We start from the raw sequence: 15,021 nt of genomic DNA, 5'->3' as shown, positions 1-15,021 counted from the left end.
GGGTGCAATGCCGCCATCGTGTGGCAGTAGTGCCTGAGTATGGCGGCAACTGCCTGGCAATATGCCTTGAAAACCCCGGCGGTTCTGTAGGACAGCGCCTGCGCGCACCTGCGGCGCTGCGCCGTTTGGTGGGCTATGGGGCTATTTGGACAGCAACCGCATGGTCTCTTCCAGACCTTTGAGTGACAGCGGAAACATGCGGTTGCCAATGAGCTGCTGGATGATGCTGATGCTCTGGCGGTACTGCCACACGCCCTGCGGCTCGGGGTTGATCCATGCGAACTTGGGGAAGGCGTGCGTGAGGCGCTGGAGCCACTCGGCACCCGGCTCCTCGTTGTTGTATTCCACACTGCCGCCGGGCTGCAGGATCTCGTATGGGCTCATGGTCGCGTCGCCCACAAAGATCAGTTTGTAGTCTTTGTTGTACTTGCGGATGATGTCCCAGGTCGGAAACTTCTCGGCAAAGCGGCGGCGGTTGTTCTTCCACATGAAGTCGTACACGCAGTTGTGGAAGTAATAAAACTCTAGGTGCTTGAACTCGCTCTTGACCGCACTGAACAACTCTTCCACGCGCTGGATGTGCTCATCCATGGTGCCGCCCACGTCCATCAGCAGCAGCACCTTCACGTTGTTGTGCCGCTCCGGCACCATCTTGATGTCCAGGTAGCCCGCGTTGGCCGCCGTGCTGCGGATGGTGTCAGGCAAGTCGAGCTCTAGTTCATGCCCTTCGCGCGCAAACTTGCGCAGGCGGCGCAGCGCGACCTTGATGTTGCGGGTGCCCAGCTCCTGTTGGTCGTCGTAGTCGCGGTAGGCGCGCTGCTCCCACACCTTCACCGCGCTCTTGTTCTTGCCTGCGCCGCCAATGCGCACGCCTTGCGGGTTGTAGCCGCCATGGCCAAACGGGCTGGTGCCGCCCGTGCCGATCCACTTGTTGCCGCCCTCGTGGCGTTCTTTCTGTTCTTCGAGGCGCTTCTTCAGCGTCTCCATCAGCTCGTCCCAGCCCATCTTCTCGATGGCGGCCTTTTGCTCGGGCGTGAGTTCGTTCTCCAGGATCTTGCGCAGCCAGTCGGCCGGGATCTCCTTGGTGAAGTCGGCCACCATCTCCACGCCCTTGAAGTACGCGCCGAAGGCCCGGTCGAACTTGTCGTAGTGCTTCTCGTCCTTGACCAGCGTGAGGCGCGAGAGGTTGTAGAAATCGTCCAGCGCCCAGGCGTCATCGGACTTGGGGCCCACCACGCCCGCTTGTAGCGCTTCGAGCAGGGTGAGGTATTCCTTCACGGACACGGGCAGCTTGGCTGCGCGCAGGGTGTAGAAGAAGTCGATCAGCATGGTTTTGGCCTCTAGCGCTGATTAGGAGAGCGGTAGCTGCTCTTAAGTTGATAGCAATGCGGCGGAGCTCAATCGCGCGGCTTGGCTTGCGCTGCGCGCCAGCGCCGGGCACCGTGCAGCCCCAGCCCGCCTCCCAGCCCCACCAGCGCAATGGCGATCAGGCTGCGGGTGCCGTAGCCTGGTGCAAAGATGTCCAGGCCCAACACCATGCCCGCACCGAAGCCCAGCAGGGCCCCGCCCACAAACCCCACGGCGTCAGACAGGCCCTCGATCAGCAGGTGCTTGGAATCGCTCATGCCCGGCCTCAGCGGTTGCGCTGGTTCATGAACACCAGCTTTTCAAAAAGGCTCACGTCCTGTTCGTTCTTGAGCAGCGCGCCCACCAGCGGGGGCACGGCCACCTTGTTGTCGGCGCTTTGCAGGGCCTCAAGCGGAATGTCTTCGGCCACCAGCAGCTTGAGCCAGTCGATCAGCTCGCTGGTCGATGGCTTCTTCTTCAGGCCCGGCAGGTTGCGCACGTCGTAGAACGTCTTCATCGCCACGGTGAGCAGTTCGCTCTTGAGCGTGGGGAAATGCACGTTCACGATCTGGCGCATCGTGTCGGCTTCGGGGAACTTGATGAAGTGAAAGAAGCAGCGGCGCAAGAAGGCGTCGGGCAGCTCTTTTTCGTTGTTCGAGGTGATGAACACCAGCGGCCGGTGTTTGGCCTTGATGAGCTCGCGCGTCTCGTAGCAGTAGAACTCCATGCGGTCGATTTCGCGCAGCAGGTCGTTCGGAAATTCAATGTCGGCCTTGTCGATTTCGTCGATCAAAAGGGCTACGGGCTCATCGGCTGTGAAGGCTTGCCACAGCACGCCCTGGATGATGTAGTTGCGGATGTTCTTCACGCGCTCTGCGCTGTCGCCGTCATTGAGCTGGCTGTCGCGCAGGCGGCTCACAGCGTCGTACTCGTACAGGCCCTGTTGCGCTTTGGTGGTGGATTTGATGTGCCATTGCAACAGTGGCATGCCCAGCGCCTGTGCCACCTCTTCGGCCAGCATGGTCTTGCCTGTGCCGGGCTCGCCCTTGATGAGCAAAGGGCGTTGCAGGGTGATGGCGGCATTCACTGCCAACATCAAATCCTGGGTGGCCACGTAATTCTGGGAACCGTGAAATTTCATAAGGGAAATCACCGAAACGTTGATGAATGGGCTTGACAGGCGCTCGGTATAATCAAACGCTGAGCGGGGCCCAGAACCGAACTTCCACGAGATTGTGCGCGCAAAATGAACAAAACGCTGACCACGATATTTGCCTTGGCTGTCGCTTCCGTGACCGCTGTTTCTCATGCACAGGAAGTCAAGGGTGACATCAAGGCAGGCGAGAAAAAGATCGCCATGTGCATCGGCTGCCACGGCATTCCGGGCTACCAGGCCAGCTTTCCTGAAGTGCACAAAGTGCCCATGATTTCGGGCCAAAGCGGCAAGTACATTGCCTCTGCACTGGATGCCTACAAGAAGGGCGACCGCAAGCACCCCACCATGCGCGGCATCGCCGATTCGCTGTCTGAACAAGACATTGCAGACGTGGCTGCCTACTACGAACAGCATGGCAAGAAGGCCGCCGAGCTGCCCGCCAAGCCTGCCCGCGAACCCAGCGTGCAAGTGGCCGAGCTGCTCAAGAAAGGCGCTTGCGTTTCTTGCCACGGCGACAACTTCGCCAAGCCCATCGACCCGTCTTACCCCAAGGTGGCAGGCCAGCACGCCGACTACCTGTTTGTGGCCCTCAAGGCGTACAAAGCCGATGCGCGCAACCCCAACCTGGGCCGCAGCAACGCCATCATGGGCGGCGTGGCCAAGCAGTTCTCCAACGCCGAACTCAAGGCCTTGGCCAACTACCTGGGCAGTGTGGAAGGCGACCTGCAGGTGGTGCGGCAGTCTCCCTTCCGTTGATCCGCTGGGGGGCGTTCAACCCAACGCAAAAAGCCCGCAACTGCGGGCTTTTTGCTTGGTGTGTTCAACATGCTGCGGTGGGTAGACGCCATGGGCAATGGCTTCTTTCCGCGCACGCTCAAGACGTCTGCTTGCACACCGATTTAACGCTGTTGTAGAGGATCTTGCCGTCGTAGATGCCGAAGGCGTCTTCTTGCTGGCAGGTTTGCACCAGCACCACCTGCCCGTGCTGCTTGAGGGTGGTGGTGTGCGTGTGCTTGGCGGTGGCTTGGGTGCCGTCTGCGCTCACCTTGATCTGGATGCCGGTTTGCTGCACGCTGGGCCGCAGGCTGTTGAACTCCAGCGTTTGCGCCGAGCTGCGCTGGGCATCGCACAGTTCTCTGCGTTTGCCCGAGATCGTGGTGGCGGGCTGGGTGGAGTTGTCGGTGATGGAGAAGGCAATGTCTGGTGCGGCCAGTGCGCATTGGCCCTTGTAGTCGCCGCGTGTGCCCAGGTCGATGGCTTGCCGCAGGATGGCGGCGATGGCTGCCTCGGTGATCTTGCCTTTGACGGCAGCGTTGCTGAAGCTGGCAGCATTTTTGCCAGATGCGGCAGCGGCGGCTGAAGGCGTTGGAGCCTCACTGGCGCAGGCCCGATCGGAGTAAACCACCTGGCCGCGTGCGTCTGTGCACTTGAAAAGATTGCCCGCCTCGACGGGCGAGAGGCCGGTGCCGACCAGCATGGCAGCCGCCAGCAGGCTGCGTGTAGAGATGAAAGACATGGTGCACGGCCCTGGGTGGAAGGGGCTGTCTAAAAAAGTGAACGGAGTGTAGCCAATTGCCTGCATGGGCCGTGTGTCACGAAGCGGTCTTGTCGTACTCCTGCATCGAAGAAGAAAACGCCCGCTGCGCTTGTCAGTCAAGCGCAGGAAGCTATCAAATATATAGCTGAAGGTGCTATTTGAAAGAGCTACGCTGAAGGGGCATCACGCCACAGCAGCGCCCAGCGCCAGGCACACGCAGGCAGTCACCGTGAGGCGCCTGCGCAGTGGCAGGTACCAAGTTGGCAGGGTGGCCTTGCGTGCAAGCCGGTGGTCTTGCCACAGGTGTGCGGCAAAGCCTGCAATCAGCAAGGTGGCGCCCATCTGCGAGGGTACCAACAGCGCAGGCCATGCCAGCAGACCGGGCACCACGCTCCAGATAAAGAGGCGTGTGCGCTCTGCCTCATCCAGGCCCGGCAACGCCATGGCCAGGCCCCAGTGCAGGGCGCCTATAAAGCTCAGGATGACCGCGCCGTAGCCCAGCAGGGCAGTGGTCCACAAGGGGTTGCCGGGTGCCCACCAGCCCACCATGGCAAGTGCCACGAAGGGCAGCAGTCCGCCATAACCCAACCACGCCACGGGCGTGGGCAGGTGCGGCGGCAGCGATGGGGCTGCTGAGGGTGGGGTTGCAGGGGTGCTTTGCATCGTGCCTCCGGTGGGTGAGACGGCATTGTCGGCAAACCACGCCTCCTGAGTGGGCTGCGCGGTCAAGAGGCTGAGTCGCGGGCCTGGGTGCTGCCTTGCGGACGCCATGAAAAGATCGTAAGCAGACTCTCAAGGAGCCCAAGCGCGCTCGCGGCCTTGGTGCGTGGAGGGCCGTTTATTTGCGCCCACGAAAGTCACGCCATTGCACGCGGGTGAACCAAGCACACACACCGCCGAGCACGGCATAGAAGGTAAACAGGCGCCAGTCCACCGCCGGGAAGTTCCAGATATCGCTGATCACGGCTGACACGCTGATGGCGCACAGCAGGCCGGAGAGCAGGGCCCAGATCAAGGCCAGAAACCGTTCCACACCCGTCTTGACGTTCTCCATGGTGTGCCTTGTCTGCTGCCATGCGTGCACCGCATCGCTCAGTGGGCTTTCGGCCTGCGCAGCCAATGCTTGTGCCACGTCGCGTTGCTCCACTAGGGCCGCAAAGTCACCCTGCCGGGGGCGCGCAGCACGCCTGCGCCACCACAGGACCAGAAAAACAAGGGCAATGGCCGCAATGAAGACGCTGGCGTAGAGCACTTGGTCTTGCCATGGGACCTCAGATGCGTGGAGCAAGTAGTGGAGCATCGGCTCAAGCCCAGTGGGTGGATGTCATTCGCGGTCGGGTCAAACGTCTATGGGAATGAATGCACCGCGAGGGCAATGTCTGCAGGGACTCAATCGCGGGTGGCGCGGCGTTGCACGGCAGCGATGTAGGCATTGCCATCGGGCGGGCGGCCCGATCGCTGGCTCTCCCACAGCATCTCGCCCAGGCATTCCATGGTGGCGTGGTGCGCGTCGTGCAGCGAGTCGAGCCGCTTGGCCAGCAGCTCCACCGCCTGGCGGATGCCGCGTGGCTGGTCAATGCTGCACTGCTCGCTGATTGACAGGTGCATGGACAGGTGCAGAAACGGGTTGGTCTGCTGCGGTGTCTCGTCGTAGTTGCGGGCGATGGCCGCGTCCACATCCGACAGGTCTGCGTGGTACTCGGGGTGCTCGGCAATCCACAGGCTGGCCAGCGTTTCGATGGCTTCCATGGGCGCGCCGCTTTGGGCTTTGGCGTGCACGCCGCACAGGAAGCGGCGCACATCGGCTTGGGAGGGGCTGAACATGGGGCGGGAGCGTAGCACGCCCCTTCTTGTCTTGTGTCCAGTGGGGCTTGGTGGGCAGCGCGTTAGCGCCGTGCCGCACCCATCATGCGCGAGATGGTCTGCGCGGCGCGCAGCAGCGGCGGCAGCAGGGTTTGCTGCATCAGCTCAGCGCTGGTGCGGTTGGCCTGGCCGCTGATGTTGAGGGCCGCCACGGTCTGCCCGGCGCGGTTGGTCAGGGGCGCGGCAATTGAGATCAGGCCTTCTTCCAGCTCCTGGTTCACCAGGCACCAGCCCTGGGTGCGGGCCTGGCGGATGCGTTCGAGCAGCGTGGGCAGGTCGGCGGCGGTGTGGGCGGTGTGGCGGTGCAGCTCCAGCGTGGACAAGCGGGCTTGCAGTTCGTCGTCGCTCAGCCCTGCCAGCAGCACGCGGCCCATGGATGTCCAGGGCGCAGGCAGACGCGAGCCCACGCCCAGGTTGGTGCGCATGATTTTGTGGGTGGGCACGCGCAGCACGTAGACGATGTCCAGCCCATCGAGCACAGCGGCCGACGACGACTCGCGCACCTGCTCCACCAGGTCTTCCATCACCGGCTCGGCCAGGTTCCACATGGGCAGGGACGACAGGTAGGCGAAGCCCAGGTCCAGGATGCGCGGCGACAGGCGAAACAGCTTGCCGTCCGTTTCCACATAGCCCAGCGTTTGCAGCGTGAGCAGGATGCGCCGCGCCCCGGCGCGGGTCAGGCCCGTCTGGGCGGCGACCTCGCTCAGGGTTTGCTGGGGTGCGCTGGCGCTGAACGAGCGGATGACCTCCAGCCCCCGCGCGAACGATTGCACATAGCTGTCGCCTGGCTTGGGAGCGCTGGGCGGCTCGGCCGCTGCAGGGGTTGATGAAGGGGCGGACGCAGGCAAGCCCGAGGTGGCCTCGGGGTTTTCATGGGTAGGCATGGTGGGCTCAGTCTCTATAATTCATTATACGAACAAATGTTCTACATGCGAACATTTGGGATCGGTGTTTTGAATCGATGTGCTGATGGGCGTGCTGCCGGTTCAAGCCAAGGTTGTGGTGCCAGGGTGGTGGCTCCATCCATCCGTTTTGCAGGAGACAAGGATTCATGATCAACAAGATAGCCGACTCGGCCGCACAGGCGCTGGCCGGGGTGTGCGATGGTGCCACGGTACTGATTGGCGGTTTTGGCACGGCCGGAATTCCCGGCGAGCTGATTGACGCCCTGATGGAACACGGCGCGCGCGACCTGACGGTGGTGAACAACAACGCGGGCAATGCCGACCAGGGCCTGGCGGCGCTGCTCAAGACCGGCCGGGTGCGCAAGATCATCTGCAGCTTTCCGCGCCAGGTGGACAGCTATGTGTTCGACGAGCTGTACCGCAGCGGCAAGCTCGAACTCGAACTCGTGCCCCAGGGCAATCTGGCCGAGCGCCTGCGCGCTGCGGGGGCGGGCATCGGCGCTTTCTTTTGCCCCACGGCCTATGGCACGGAACTGGCCCGCAACGCAGACGGGTCCAGCAAGGAAACGCGCGAGATCAACGGCAAGCACTACGTGCTGGAGTACCCCATCCACGGCGATGTGGCCCTGATCAAGGCAGAGCAGGGCGACCGCTGGGGCAATCTCACCTATCGCATGTCGGCCCGCAACTTTGGGCCGGTGATGGCTACGGCGGCCAAGGCCACCATCGCCACCGTGCACGAGGTGGTGGAGCTGGGGGCGCTGGACCCCGAAGCCATCGTCACGCCCGGCATCTACGTGAGCCACGTAGTGAAGATTGAGCGCACCGCCACGCAGGCCGGTGGTTTCAAGAAAACCGCCTGATTACATATAAAAAATGCCTCTGGCGCACAAGGAGCAAGCGTGAGCAGCTATCAAAAACGGAGTAAAGACGAACTCGCCCGCCGCGTGGCGCAAGACATCCACGACGGCGCGTACGTCAACCTGGGCATTGGCCAGCCCACCCTGGTGGCCAACCACATCCCTGAGGGGCGCGAAGTCATCCTGCAAAGCGAAAACGGAATCCTGGGCATGGGCCCGGCTCCTGCTGCGGGGCTGGAGGACTACGACCTCATCAACGCAGGCAAGCAGCCCGTGACGCTGTTGCCCGGCGGCGCGTACTTTCACCACGCCGACAGCTTCGGGATGATGCGCGGGGGCCACCTCGACATTTGCGTGCTGGGCGCGTTCCAGGTGTCTGCCACGGGCGACCTGGCCAACTGGAGCACGGGCGAGCCCGGCGCCATCCCCGCCGTGGGTGGGGCGATGGACCTGGCCATCGGCGCCAAGCAGACCTGGGTGATGATGGATTTGCTCACCAAGCAGGGCGCCAGCAAGGTGGTGACGCAGTGCACCTACCCCCTCACCGGTGTCGCCTGCGTCAAGCGCATCTATACCGATCTGTGCACACTGGTCTGTACACCCAGCGGGCTGCAACTCATCGACACCGTGCCCGGCCTGTCGCTGGCCGAGCTGGAGCGGCTGGTGGGCCTGCCCATCCGAGCGGCGGGCTGATTCCATTTTTAGATTCCAGGAGACAAACCCATGAGCCAACCCCAAGCCTTTATCTGCGACGCCATCCGCACGCCCTTTGGCCGCTACGGCGGTGCATTGAGCAGCGTGCGCACCGACGACCTGGGCGCCATCCCCATCAAGGCGCTGATGGAGCGCAACCCCGGTGTGGACTGGGCGGCGGTGACCGACGTGCTGTACGGCTGTGCCAACCAGGCGGGTGAAGACAACCGCAACGTGGCCCACATGAGCAGCTTGCTCGCAGGCCTGCCCATCGACGTGCCCGGCGCCACCATCAACCGCCTGTGCGGCTCGGGGCTCGACGCCGTGGGCACCGCAGCGCGTGCCATCAAGTCGGGCGAGGCGGGGCTGATGATTGCGGGCGGCGTCGAGAGCATGAGCCGCGCGCCCTTTGTCATGCCCAAGGCAGAGTCGGCCTTCAGCCGTAACAACGCGGTGTACGACACGACGATTGGCTGGCGCTTCGTCAACAAGCTGATGAAGGAAAAGTACGGCGTGGACTCCATGCCCGAAACCGCCGAGAACGTGGCGACGGACTTTGGCATCGAGCGCGAAGCCCAAGACCGCATGGCCCTGCGCAGCCAGCTCAACGCCGTGGCGGCCATCAAGGACGGCCACTTGGCGCGCGAGATTGTGCCGGTGCACATCCCACAAAAGAAAGGCGACGCCCTCATCGTGAGCCAAGACGAACACCCGCGCGAGACCAGCCTGGAAGCGTTGGCCAAGCTCAAAGGCGTGGTGCGGCCCGATGGCACGGTGACGGCGGGCAACGCATCGGGCGTGAACGACGGCGCCTGCGCGCTGCTGCTGGCCGACGAGGCCAATGCTGGTAAATACGGCCTCAAGCCCCGCGCGCGCGTCGTGGGCATGGCTGTGGCCGGTGTGGCGCCGCGCATCATGGGCTTTGGCCCGACGCCCGCCACGCTCAAGGTGCTGGCGCAGACGGGTCTGACCATCGACCACCTGGATGTGATCGAACTCAACGAAGCCTTTGCCGCGCAAGGTCTGGCCGTGCTGCGCGCCCTGGGCATCAAGGACGACGACGCCCGCGTCAACGCCTGGGGCGGCGCCATCGCGCTGGGCCACCCGCTGGGTGCCAGCGGCGCGCGTTTGGTGACCACCGCCGTGAACCGCCTGCACGAGCACGCTGGTCAGTACGCGCTGTGCACCATGTGCATCGGCGTGGGGCAGGGCATTGCCATCATCCTGGAGCGCGTGTGAGCATGACCGAACAACGCACACCCGTCACGGTCGTCACCGGCGCCAGCAACGGCATCGGCCGCGCGATCGCCGAAGCCGTGCTGGCCCAGGGCCGAGCCGTGGTCAACCTGGACTACGTGCCGCCCAGCTGGAGCCACCTGCTGCTCACCTCGTACCAGGGTGACCTGACGGATGAGGCGTCGACCCGCGAACGCGCGGCCGAGATTGCTGCCAAGCACAACGTGACCGCGCTGGTGAACAACGCGGGCGCCACGCGCCCCGGCACCATCGACACGGCCACCACCGCGCAGCTGGATGACGTGGTGGGCCTGCACCTGCGCGCGCCCATGCTGCTGGTGCAAGCGTTTTTGCCTACGCTGCGCGCCAGCGGCCAGGGCCGCATCGTGAACATGTCTTCGCGCGCTGCACTGGGCAAGGCCGATCGCATCGTGTATTCGGCCACTAAGGCCGGGATGATTGGCATGACGCGTACCTTGGCCATGGAACTGGGGCGGGACGGCATCACCGTCAACGCCATCGGCCCTGGGCCGATTGCCACCGAACTCTTCCGCCAGAGCAACCCCGACGGCGCGCCACAAACGCAACGCATCCTGAACAGCATCGCCGTGGGCCGCATGGGCACGCCCGAAGACGTGGCGCGCGCGGCGTTGTTCTTCCTCTCGCCCGACAACGGCTTTGTGACCGGCCAGGTTTTGTATGTGTGTGGAGGCACCACGCTGGGGGTGGCCCCGGTTTAGAGCAGCTCACACCCTGTCCTGATTTCCCTGCCCCCAAAGGGGCGCAACACCTTCTCGCCCGGGGCCGCAGAGCCCTGGTTGAGGCCATGGCGCGGTCAATTGCCGTAGCCATGGCACCGATTCCATCCACCTTTTGAAGGAGACAAACCATGAACCGCATTCCAACCACCCGCCGCCAGGCCCTTTCTGCCGTGGCTGCCGCAGCCCTGGCTGGTGCAGGCCTGCTGGGCAGTTCGGCCACGCTGGCCCAGAGCTATCCCACCAAGCCCGTCACCATCGTCGTGCCCTTTGCGGCTGGCGGCACCACCGACATCCTGGCGCGCATCATTGGCCAAGCGCTGACTGCTGAGCTGGGCCAGTCCGTCATCGTGGACAACCGGGCGGGTGCGGGTGGCAACATCGGCGGCGCCATGGCGGCCAAGGCACCGGCCGATGGCTACACGCTGTTTATGGGCACGGTGGGCACGCACGCCATCAACGCCAGCCTGTACAAGAAGATGCCGTTCGATCCCATCAAGGACTTTGTGCCACTGACCCGCGTGGCCAATGTGCCCAACCTGCTGGTGGCCAACCCCAATCAGCCGTTCAAGACCGTGAAGGACCTGATCGCCTACGCTAAGGCCAACCCCGGCAAGGTGAACTTTGGCTCGTCGGGCAATGGCAGCTCCATCCACCTGTCGGGTGAGTTGTTCAAGAGCCTCGCCAAGGTGGACATGATGCACGTGCCCTACAAGGGCAGTGCCCCGGCAGTGACGGACTTGCTGGGCAACCAGATCGCCATCATGTTCGACAACATGCCCTCGGCCATCCAGCACGTGCGCAGCGGCAAGCTGGTGCCCATCGCCGTGACCACGGCCAAGCGCTCGCCCGAGCTGCCCAACGTGCCCACCATCGCCGAGGCCGGGGTGCCAGGCTACGAAGCCACCTCGTGGTTTGGCATGTTTGCGCCTGCCGGTACACCCGCGCCGGTGCTGGCCCAGCTCAATAAGGCGCTCGTGAAGGTGCTGAACCAGGCCGACGTGGCGAAGAAGATCAACGAGCAGGGCGCAGAAACCTACAGCGAGACCCCTGAGCAGTTCGCTGCTTTCATCCAGGCCGAAAGTGCAAAGTGGGGCAAGGTGGTCAAGGAGTCGGGCGCTAGCCTGGATTGAGGGGGGACGTGCCTGCTGCCCCCTGGGAGGTGACAGTTTTGCAAAAAATGATAGCTGCCAGCGCTTATAAATAAAGCGTTAGCAGCCATTTCTATAGTGAATTTCTCCGCCGCAGCGCGCTGTGGTGCCCTCCAAGGGCATGCGCTGTTGCTGTGGGGCAGGTGCAAGCCGCAGATGCGCGCGCATTCACAATAAAAAACCGAGATACGGCAGGTGAATAAAGCGCTAGCAGCTATTTTTTTGATAGTGCTTTTGCTCAACAAGACCGTTAACAGGCATTGGCTGAGAAACCCTCGAACCCGTGCGGGCGGTGCTGCCCGCTGCGTCGCCCATTCGCGCCACAATGGCGGTTGCTGAATCCCTCAGGGTTTTCCTATGCCTAATCCCACCCCATTGAGTGCCGAAATCGCAGCCACCACGGCCCGCATCGTCGTGGAAGAGGGGCTGGAATGGGGCCCCGCCAAGCGCCGCGCGGTGCGCGAGATGGGCTTGCCCGCCCGCACCCCGCTGCCCGACAACGACCAGGTGGAGGCCGCTGTGCGCGAATACCTGGATATTTTTTGTGCCGACACCCAGCCCCGCGAGCTGCGCGCCCTGCGCCAACTGGCCTTGGTGTGGATGGTGCGCATGGCCGAGTTTCGCCCGCACCTGGCCGGGGCGGTGTGGCATGGCACGGCCACGCGCCTGTCGGACATTTACATCCAGCTGTTTTGCGATGATTCCAAGTCGGCCGAGATTGCGCTGATCGACCACCATGTGGACTACGAGCCGCGCACGGTGACCGGATTCCACGGCGAATCGGTCGAAGCGCTCAGCCTGGGCAGCAAATGCGCAGAACTCAATGAAATGATTGGTGTGCACCTGATGATTTATGACCTAGACGATTTGCGGGGGGCTCTGAAGCCCGACGCCAAGGGGCGCACCCCCCGTGGCGATGTGACGGCCGTGCGCCGCCTGCTGGAAGAGACCGCCCCATGAGCTTGCCGCCCGATACCTCATCTACCGCCCCATCCGTTGACCACACGGCCCAGGCCGCGCGCAGGCGCTGGCTGTATGGCGCTGTGGCCGGGGCTGCGGCGCTTGGCGGCGCCGGGCTGGCGTGGTGGCGCTTGCAGCCCCATGCACAGCAAGAGGGTGCTGAAGCTGCGCTGTGGGGCATGGAGTTCGACACCCCTGCGGGTGGCGCGCCCTTGGTGATGAAAGCCTTGCAGGGCCAGCCGGTGTTGCTCAACTTCTGGGCCACTTGGTGCCCACCCTGTGTGGACGAGCTGCCCATGCTCAACGCCTTCTACCGCGAAAACGCCCCCAAGGGCTGGCAGGTGGTGGGCTTGGCCATCGACCAGCCCTCGGCTGTGCGCAAGTTCCTGGGCCGCTTGCCGCTGGATTTCCCCGTGGGGCTGGCGGGCATGGGGGGCACGGAGCTGGGGCGGTCGCTGGGCAACCTCACCGGTGGCCTGCCGTTCACCGTAGTTTTGGGGCAGGGGGGCAACGTGCTGCATCGTAAAATGGGGCAGGTCACGGCCCAGGATTTGCAACAGTGGGCCAGTTTGCGATAGGCGCTGCAGCGCTTTCGCTGGGCGCCTGCTTGGCCTTTGGCGCTGTTTCACCTGCCGTTTTGGCTTTGATGTTGGTGAAAATTACCTCCCAATGGCTGGGGTAGTCCGAAATTAGAGTAAATTCGCGCCCTATTTAGTTTTATAGCCGTTGGAGCTTCCATGGATCTGCGAAAACTCAAAACCTTGATCGACCTCGTTTCCGAGTCAAACGTTTCCGAACTCGAAATCACCGAGGCCGAAGGCAAAGTCCGTATCGTCAAGAGCGGCGGCGCCGTGGTTCAGCAATATGTGGCCGCCCCCATGCAAGCCCCCGTGGCGGCTGCAGCCCCAGTGGCCGCCCCTGTGGCCGAGTTGCCCAGCCCTGCGGCTGCGGCGCCCACAGGCCATGTAGTCAAGTCGCCCATGGTGGGCACCTTCTACCGCTCGTCCAGCCCAGGCGCCAAGGCGTTTGTGGAAGTGGGCAGCCAGGTCAAAGAAGGCGAGACCATCTGCATCATCGAAGCGATGAAGATACTCAACGAAATCGAAGCCGACAAGTCGGGCACCGTGACCCGCATCCTGGGTGAAAACGGCCAGGCCGTGGAATACGGACAGCCGCTGTTCGTCATCGAATAAGGCGCCCATGTTCAAAAAGATTCTCGTTGCGAATCGCGGAGAGATTGCTCTCCGTATCCAGCGCGCGTGCCATGAGTTGGGTGTGAAGGCCGTGATGGTCTACTCCGAGGCCGATCGTGACGCCAAGTACGTCAAGCTGGCTGAAGAGGCCGTGTGCATCGGCCCTGCGCCCTCGCCGCTGTCCTATCTCAACATGCCCGCCATCATCTCGGCCGCCGAAGTGACCGACGCTGAGGCTATCCACCCTGGCTACGGTTTCCTGTCGGAGAACGCCGATTTTGCCGAGCGCGTGGAAAAGAGCGGCTTCCAGTTCATCGGCCCTACACCCGACAACATCCGCACCATGGGTGACAAGGTGTCGGCCAAGCAGGCCATGATCAAGGCGGGCGTGCCTTGCGTGCCGGGCTCTGAGGGCGAACTGCCCGATGACCCGGTCCAGATCCGCCGCATCGCCAAGGCCGTGGGCTACCCCGTGATCATCAAGGCTGCTGGCGGCGGCGGTGGTCGCGGCATGCGTGTGGTGCATACCGAGGCCGCGCTGGTCAATGCGGTGCAGATGACCAAGGCCGAAGCGGGCGCTGCGTTTGGCAACCCTGCGGTGTACATGGAGAAGTTCCTCCAGAACCCACGCCACATCGAAATCCAGGTGCTGGCCGACAAACACCGCAACGCGGTGTACCTGGGCGAGCGTGATTGCTCCATGCAGCGCCGCCACCAGAAGGTGATCGAAGAGGCTCCAGCCCCTGGCATCCCTCGCAAGCTGATCGAGAAGATCGGTGAGCGCTGCGTGGCCGCCTGCAAGAAGATCGGCTACCGCGGTGCGGGCACGTTCGAGTTTCTGTACGAAAACGGCGAGTTCTACTTCATCGAGATGAACACCCGCGTGCAGGTGGAGCATCCCGTCACCGAGTGGATCACTGGCGTGGACATCGTGAAGACGCAGATCATGGTCGCGGCGGGCGAGAAGCTGCCGTTCACCCAGCGCCAGATCGAAATCCGAGGCCATGCCATCGAGTGCCGGATCAATGCCGAGGACCCGTACAAATTCATCCCGTCACCCGGGCGCATCACCACCTGGCATCCCCCGGGCGGCCCTGGCGTGCGCGTGGATTCGCATGCGTACACCAACTACTTTGTTCCGCCCAACTACGACTCGATGATCGGCAAGATCATCGTGCACGGTGACACGCGCGAGCAGGCCCTGGCCCGCATGCGCACGGCACTGTCGGAGACCGTGATCGAAGGCATCAACACCAACGTGCCGCTGCACCGCGAGCTGATGGTGGACGCCAAGTTCATGGCCGGTGGCACGAACATCCACTACCTGGAAGAGTGGCTGTCACAACACAAGCGCTGATAAAG

The 15,021-nt window shown here is 63.3% G+C and carries 18 protein-coding genes; 10 read left to right on the top strand and 8 right to left on the bottom strand.

What is annotated here, in order from left to right; genetic code table 11:
* Window positions 1-141: 141 nt before the first annotated feature.
* The 3 genes from C8C98_RS03110 to C8C98_RS03100 all read right to left on the bottom strand — a co-directional run bounded on the left by C8C98_RS03110 (window position 142) and on the right by C8C98_RS03100 (window position 2,488).
* On the bottom strand, window positions 142-1,329 hold the full coding sequence (locus C8C98_RS03110; protein ID WP_121453089.1) for a VWA domain-containing protein: 1,188 nt from the start codon (window positions 1,327-1,329) through the stop codon (window positions 142-144).
* A 68-nt stretch (window positions 1,330-1,397) separates the two neighbouring features.
* The gene (locus C8C98_RS03105) at window positions 1,398-1,625 is read right to left on the bottom strand and encodes a hypothetical protein (protein WP_121453088.1); all 228 of its coding nucleotides are present in this window, start codon (window positions 1,623-1,625) and stop codon (window positions 1,398-1,400) included.
* An 8-nt stretch (window positions 1,626-1,633) separates the two neighbouring features.
* Entirely contained in the window at window positions 1,634-2,488 is an 855-nt protein-coding gene (locus tag C8C98_RS03100; protein WP_099656433.1) for a MoxR family ATPase, read from the bottom strand.
* Window positions 2,489-2,593: 105 nt separating this feature from the next.
* Between C8C98_RS03100 and C8C98_RS03095 the strand changes: the two genes are divergently transcribed.
* Window positions 2,594-3,259, top strand: coding sequence for a cytochrome c (locus C8C98_RS03095; RefSeq protein WP_121453087.1), 666 nt, complete (start codon window positions 2,594-2,596; stop codon window positions 3,257-3,259).
* Between the two features lie 118 nt (window positions 3,260-3,377).
* Here C8C98_RS03095 and C8C98_RS03090 read toward each other — a convergent pair whose 3' ends face one another.
* From C8C98_RS03090 to C8C98_RS03070, 5 genes are all read right to left on the bottom strand, one after another.
* Entirely contained in the window at window positions 3,378-4,019 is a 642-nt protein-coding gene (locus C8C98_RS03090) for a DUF4124 domain-containing protein (RefSeq protein WP_158600129.1), read from the bottom strand.
* Between the two features lie 204 nt (window positions 4,020-4,223).
* Entirely contained in the window at window positions 4,224-4,703 is a 480-nt protein-coding gene (locus tag C8C98_RS03085; protein ID WP_121453085.1) for a DUF3429 domain-containing protein, read from the bottom strand.
* Between the two features lie 175 nt (window positions 4,704-4,878).
* Entirely contained in the window at window positions 4,879-5,340 is a 462-nt protein-coding gene (locus tag C8C98_RS03080; RefSeq protein WP_121453084.1) for a hypothetical protein, read from the bottom strand.
* 89 nt (window positions 5,341-5,429) lie between these two features.
* Entirely contained in the window at window positions 5,430-5,864 is a 435-nt protein-coding gene (locus C8C98_RS03075) for a DUF1841 family protein (RefSeq protein ID WP_121453083.1), read from the bottom strand.
* A 62-nt stretch (window positions 5,865-5,926) separates the two neighbouring features.
* Window positions 5,927-6,787 carry an IclR family transcriptional regulator C-terminal domain-containing protein gene (locus C8C98_RS03070; protein ID WP_121453082.1) on the bottom strand — a complete coding sequence of 287 codons (861 nt, stop codon included), beginning with the start codon at window positions 6,785-6,787 and terminating at the stop codon, window positions 5,927-5,929.
* A 167-nt stretch (window positions 6,788-6,954) separates the two neighbouring features.
* Between C8C98_RS03070 and C8C98_RS03065 the strand changes: the two genes are divergently transcribed.
* The 9 genes from C8C98_RS03065 (at window position 6,955) to accC (ending at window position 15,016) form a co-directional block, all read left to right on the top strand.
* A complete protein-coding gene (locus tag C8C98_RS03065; RefSeq protein ID WP_121453081.1) occupies window positions 6,955-7,671 on the top strand; it encodes a 3-oxoacid CoA-transferase subunit A in 717 nt (238 codons plus the stop codon).
* A 39-nt stretch (window positions 7,672-7,710) separates the two neighbouring features.
* The gene (locus C8C98_RS03060) at window positions 7,711-8,361 is read left to right on the top strand and encodes a 3-oxoacid CoA-transferase subunit B (protein ID WP_121453080.1); all 651 of its coding nucleotides are present in this window, start codon (window positions 7,711-7,713) and stop codon (window positions 8,359-8,361) included.
* 30 nt (window positions 8,362-8,391) lie between these two features.
* Entirely contained in the window at window positions 8,392-9,600 is a 1,209-nt protein-coding gene (pcaF, locus tag C8C98_RS03055; protein WP_121453079.1) for a 3-oxoadipyl-CoA thiolase, read from the top strand.
* A gap of 2 nt (window positions 9,601-9,602) precedes the next feature.
* Window positions 9,603-10,337, top strand: a complete 735-nt coding sequence (locus C8C98_RS03050; protein ID WP_199726538.1) for an SDR family NAD(P)-dependent oxidoreductase — start codon at window positions 9,603-9,605, stop codon at window positions 10,335-10,337.
* 149 nt (window positions 10,338-10,486) lie between these two features.
* Window positions 10,487-11,488, top strand: a complete 1,002-nt coding sequence (locus C8C98_RS03045) for a tripartite tricarboxylate transporter substrate binding protein (RefSeq protein ID WP_121453077.1) — start codon at window positions 10,487-10,489, stop codon at window positions 11,486-11,488.
* Window positions 11,489-11,863: 375 nt separating this feature from the next.
* The gene (locus tag C8C98_RS03040) at window positions 11,864-12,466 is read left to right on the top strand and encodes a hypothetical protein (RefSeq protein ID WP_099656423.1); all 603 of its coding nucleotides are present in this window, start codon (window positions 11,864-11,866) and stop codon (window positions 12,464-12,466) included.
* Window positions 12,463-13,044: a TlpA disulfide reductase family protein gene (locus C8C98_RS03035; RefSeq protein ID WP_121453076.1), complete on the top strand. Its 582-nt coding sequence runs from the start codon at window positions 12,463-12,465 to the stop codon at window positions 13,042-13,044. The genes C8C98_RS03040 and C8C98_RS03035 overlap by 4 nt, the downstream gene beginning before the upstream one ends.
* 159 nt (window positions 13,045-13,203) lie before the next feature.
* On the top strand, window positions 13,204-13,659 hold the full coding sequence (gene accB, locus C8C98_RS03030; RefSeq protein ID WP_099656421.1) for an acetyl-CoA carboxylase biotin carboxyl carrier protein: 456 nt from the start codon (window positions 13,204-13,206) through the stop codon (window positions 13,657-13,659).
* A gap of 7 nt (window positions 13,660-13,666) precedes the next feature.
* Complete coding sequence (gene accC, locus C8C98_RS03025) at window positions 13,667-15,016, top strand: acetyl-CoA carboxylase biotin carboxylase subunit (protein ID WP_099656420.1); 1,350 nt, start codon at window positions 13,667-13,669, stop codon at window positions 15,014-15,016.
* The last annotated feature ends 5 nt before the right edge of the window (window positions 15,017-15,021 follow it).

This window comes from Acidovorax sp. 106 (genome assembly GCF_003663825.1).
Taxonomy (GTDB): Bacteria; Pseudomonadota; Gammaproteobacteria; order Burkholderiales; family Burkholderiaceae_C; genus Acidovorax.
The sequence above is the reverse complement of the archived record's forward strand: the minus strand, read 5'-3'. Positions and strand labels throughout refer to the sequence as shown.

Bases quoted from the DNA above. Each gene is read 5' to 3' on its own strand.
- C8C98_RS03110 (WP_121453089.1), bottom strand. From the start codon at position 1,329: ATGCTGATCGACTTCTTCTACACCCTGCGCGCAGCCAAGCTGCCCGTG.
- C8C98_RS03105 (WP_121453088.1), bottom strand. From the start codon at position 1,625: ATGAGCGATTCCAAGCACCTGCTGATCGAGGGCCTGTCTGACGCCGTG.
- C8C98_RS03100 (WP_099656433.1), bottom strand. From the start codon at position 2,488: ATGAAATTTCACGGTTCCCAGAATTACGTGGCCACCCAGGATTTGATG.
- C8C98_RS03095 (WP_121453087.1), top strand. From the start codon at position 2,594: ATGAACAAAACGCTGACCACGATATTTGCCTTGGCTGTCGCTTCCGTG.
- C8C98_RS03090 (WP_158600129.1), bottom strand. From the start codon at position 4,019: ATGTCTTTCATCTCTACACGCAGCCTGCTGGCGGCTGCCATGCTGGTC.
- C8C98_RS03085 (WP_121453085.1), bottom strand. From the start codon at position 4,703: ATGCAAAGCACCCCTGCAACCCCACCCTCAGCAGCCCCATCGCTGCCG.
- C8C98_RS03080 (WP_121453084.1), bottom strand. From the start codon at position 5,340: ATGCTCCACTACTTGCTCCACGCATCTGAGGTCCCATGGCAAGACCAA.
- C8C98_RS03075 (WP_121453083.1), bottom strand. From the start codon at position 5,864: ATGTTCAGCCCCTCCCAAGCCGATGTGCGCCGCTTCCTGTGCGGCGTG.
- C8C98_RS03070 (WP_121453082.1), bottom strand. From the start codon at position 6,787: ATGCCTACCCATGAAAACCCCGAGGCCACCTCGGGCTTGCCTGCGTCC.
- C8C98_RS03065 (WP_121453081.1), top strand. From the start codon at position 6,955: ATGATCAACAAGATAGCCGACTCGGCCGCACAGGCGCTGGCCGGGGTG.
- pcaF (WP_121453079.1), top strand. From the start codon at position 8,392: ATGAGCCAACCCCAAGCCTTTATCTGCGACGCCATCCGCACGCCCTTT.
- C8C98_RS03050 (WP_199726538.1), top strand. From the start codon at position 9,603: ATGACCGAACAACGCACACCCGTCACGGTCGTCACCGGCGCCAGCAAC.
- C8C98_RS03045 (WP_121453077.1), top strand. From the start codon at position 10,487: ATGAACCGCATTCCAACCACCCGCCGCCAGGCCCTTTCTGCCGTGGCT.
- C8C98_RS03040 (WP_099656423.1), top strand. From the start codon at position 11,864: ATGCCTAATCCCACCCCATTGAGTGCCGAAATCGCAGCCACCACGGCC.
- C8C98_RS03035 (WP_121453076.1), top strand. From the start codon at position 12,463: ATGAGCTTGCCGCCCGATACCTCATCTACCGCCCCATCCGTTGACCAC.
- accB (WP_099656421.1), top strand. From the start codon at position 13,204: ATGGATCTGCGAAAACTCAAAACCTTGATCGACCTCGTTTCCGAGTCA.
- accC (WP_099656420.1), top strand. From the start codon at position 13,667: ATGTTCAAAAAGATTCTCGTTGCGAATCGCGGAGAGATTGCTCTCCGT.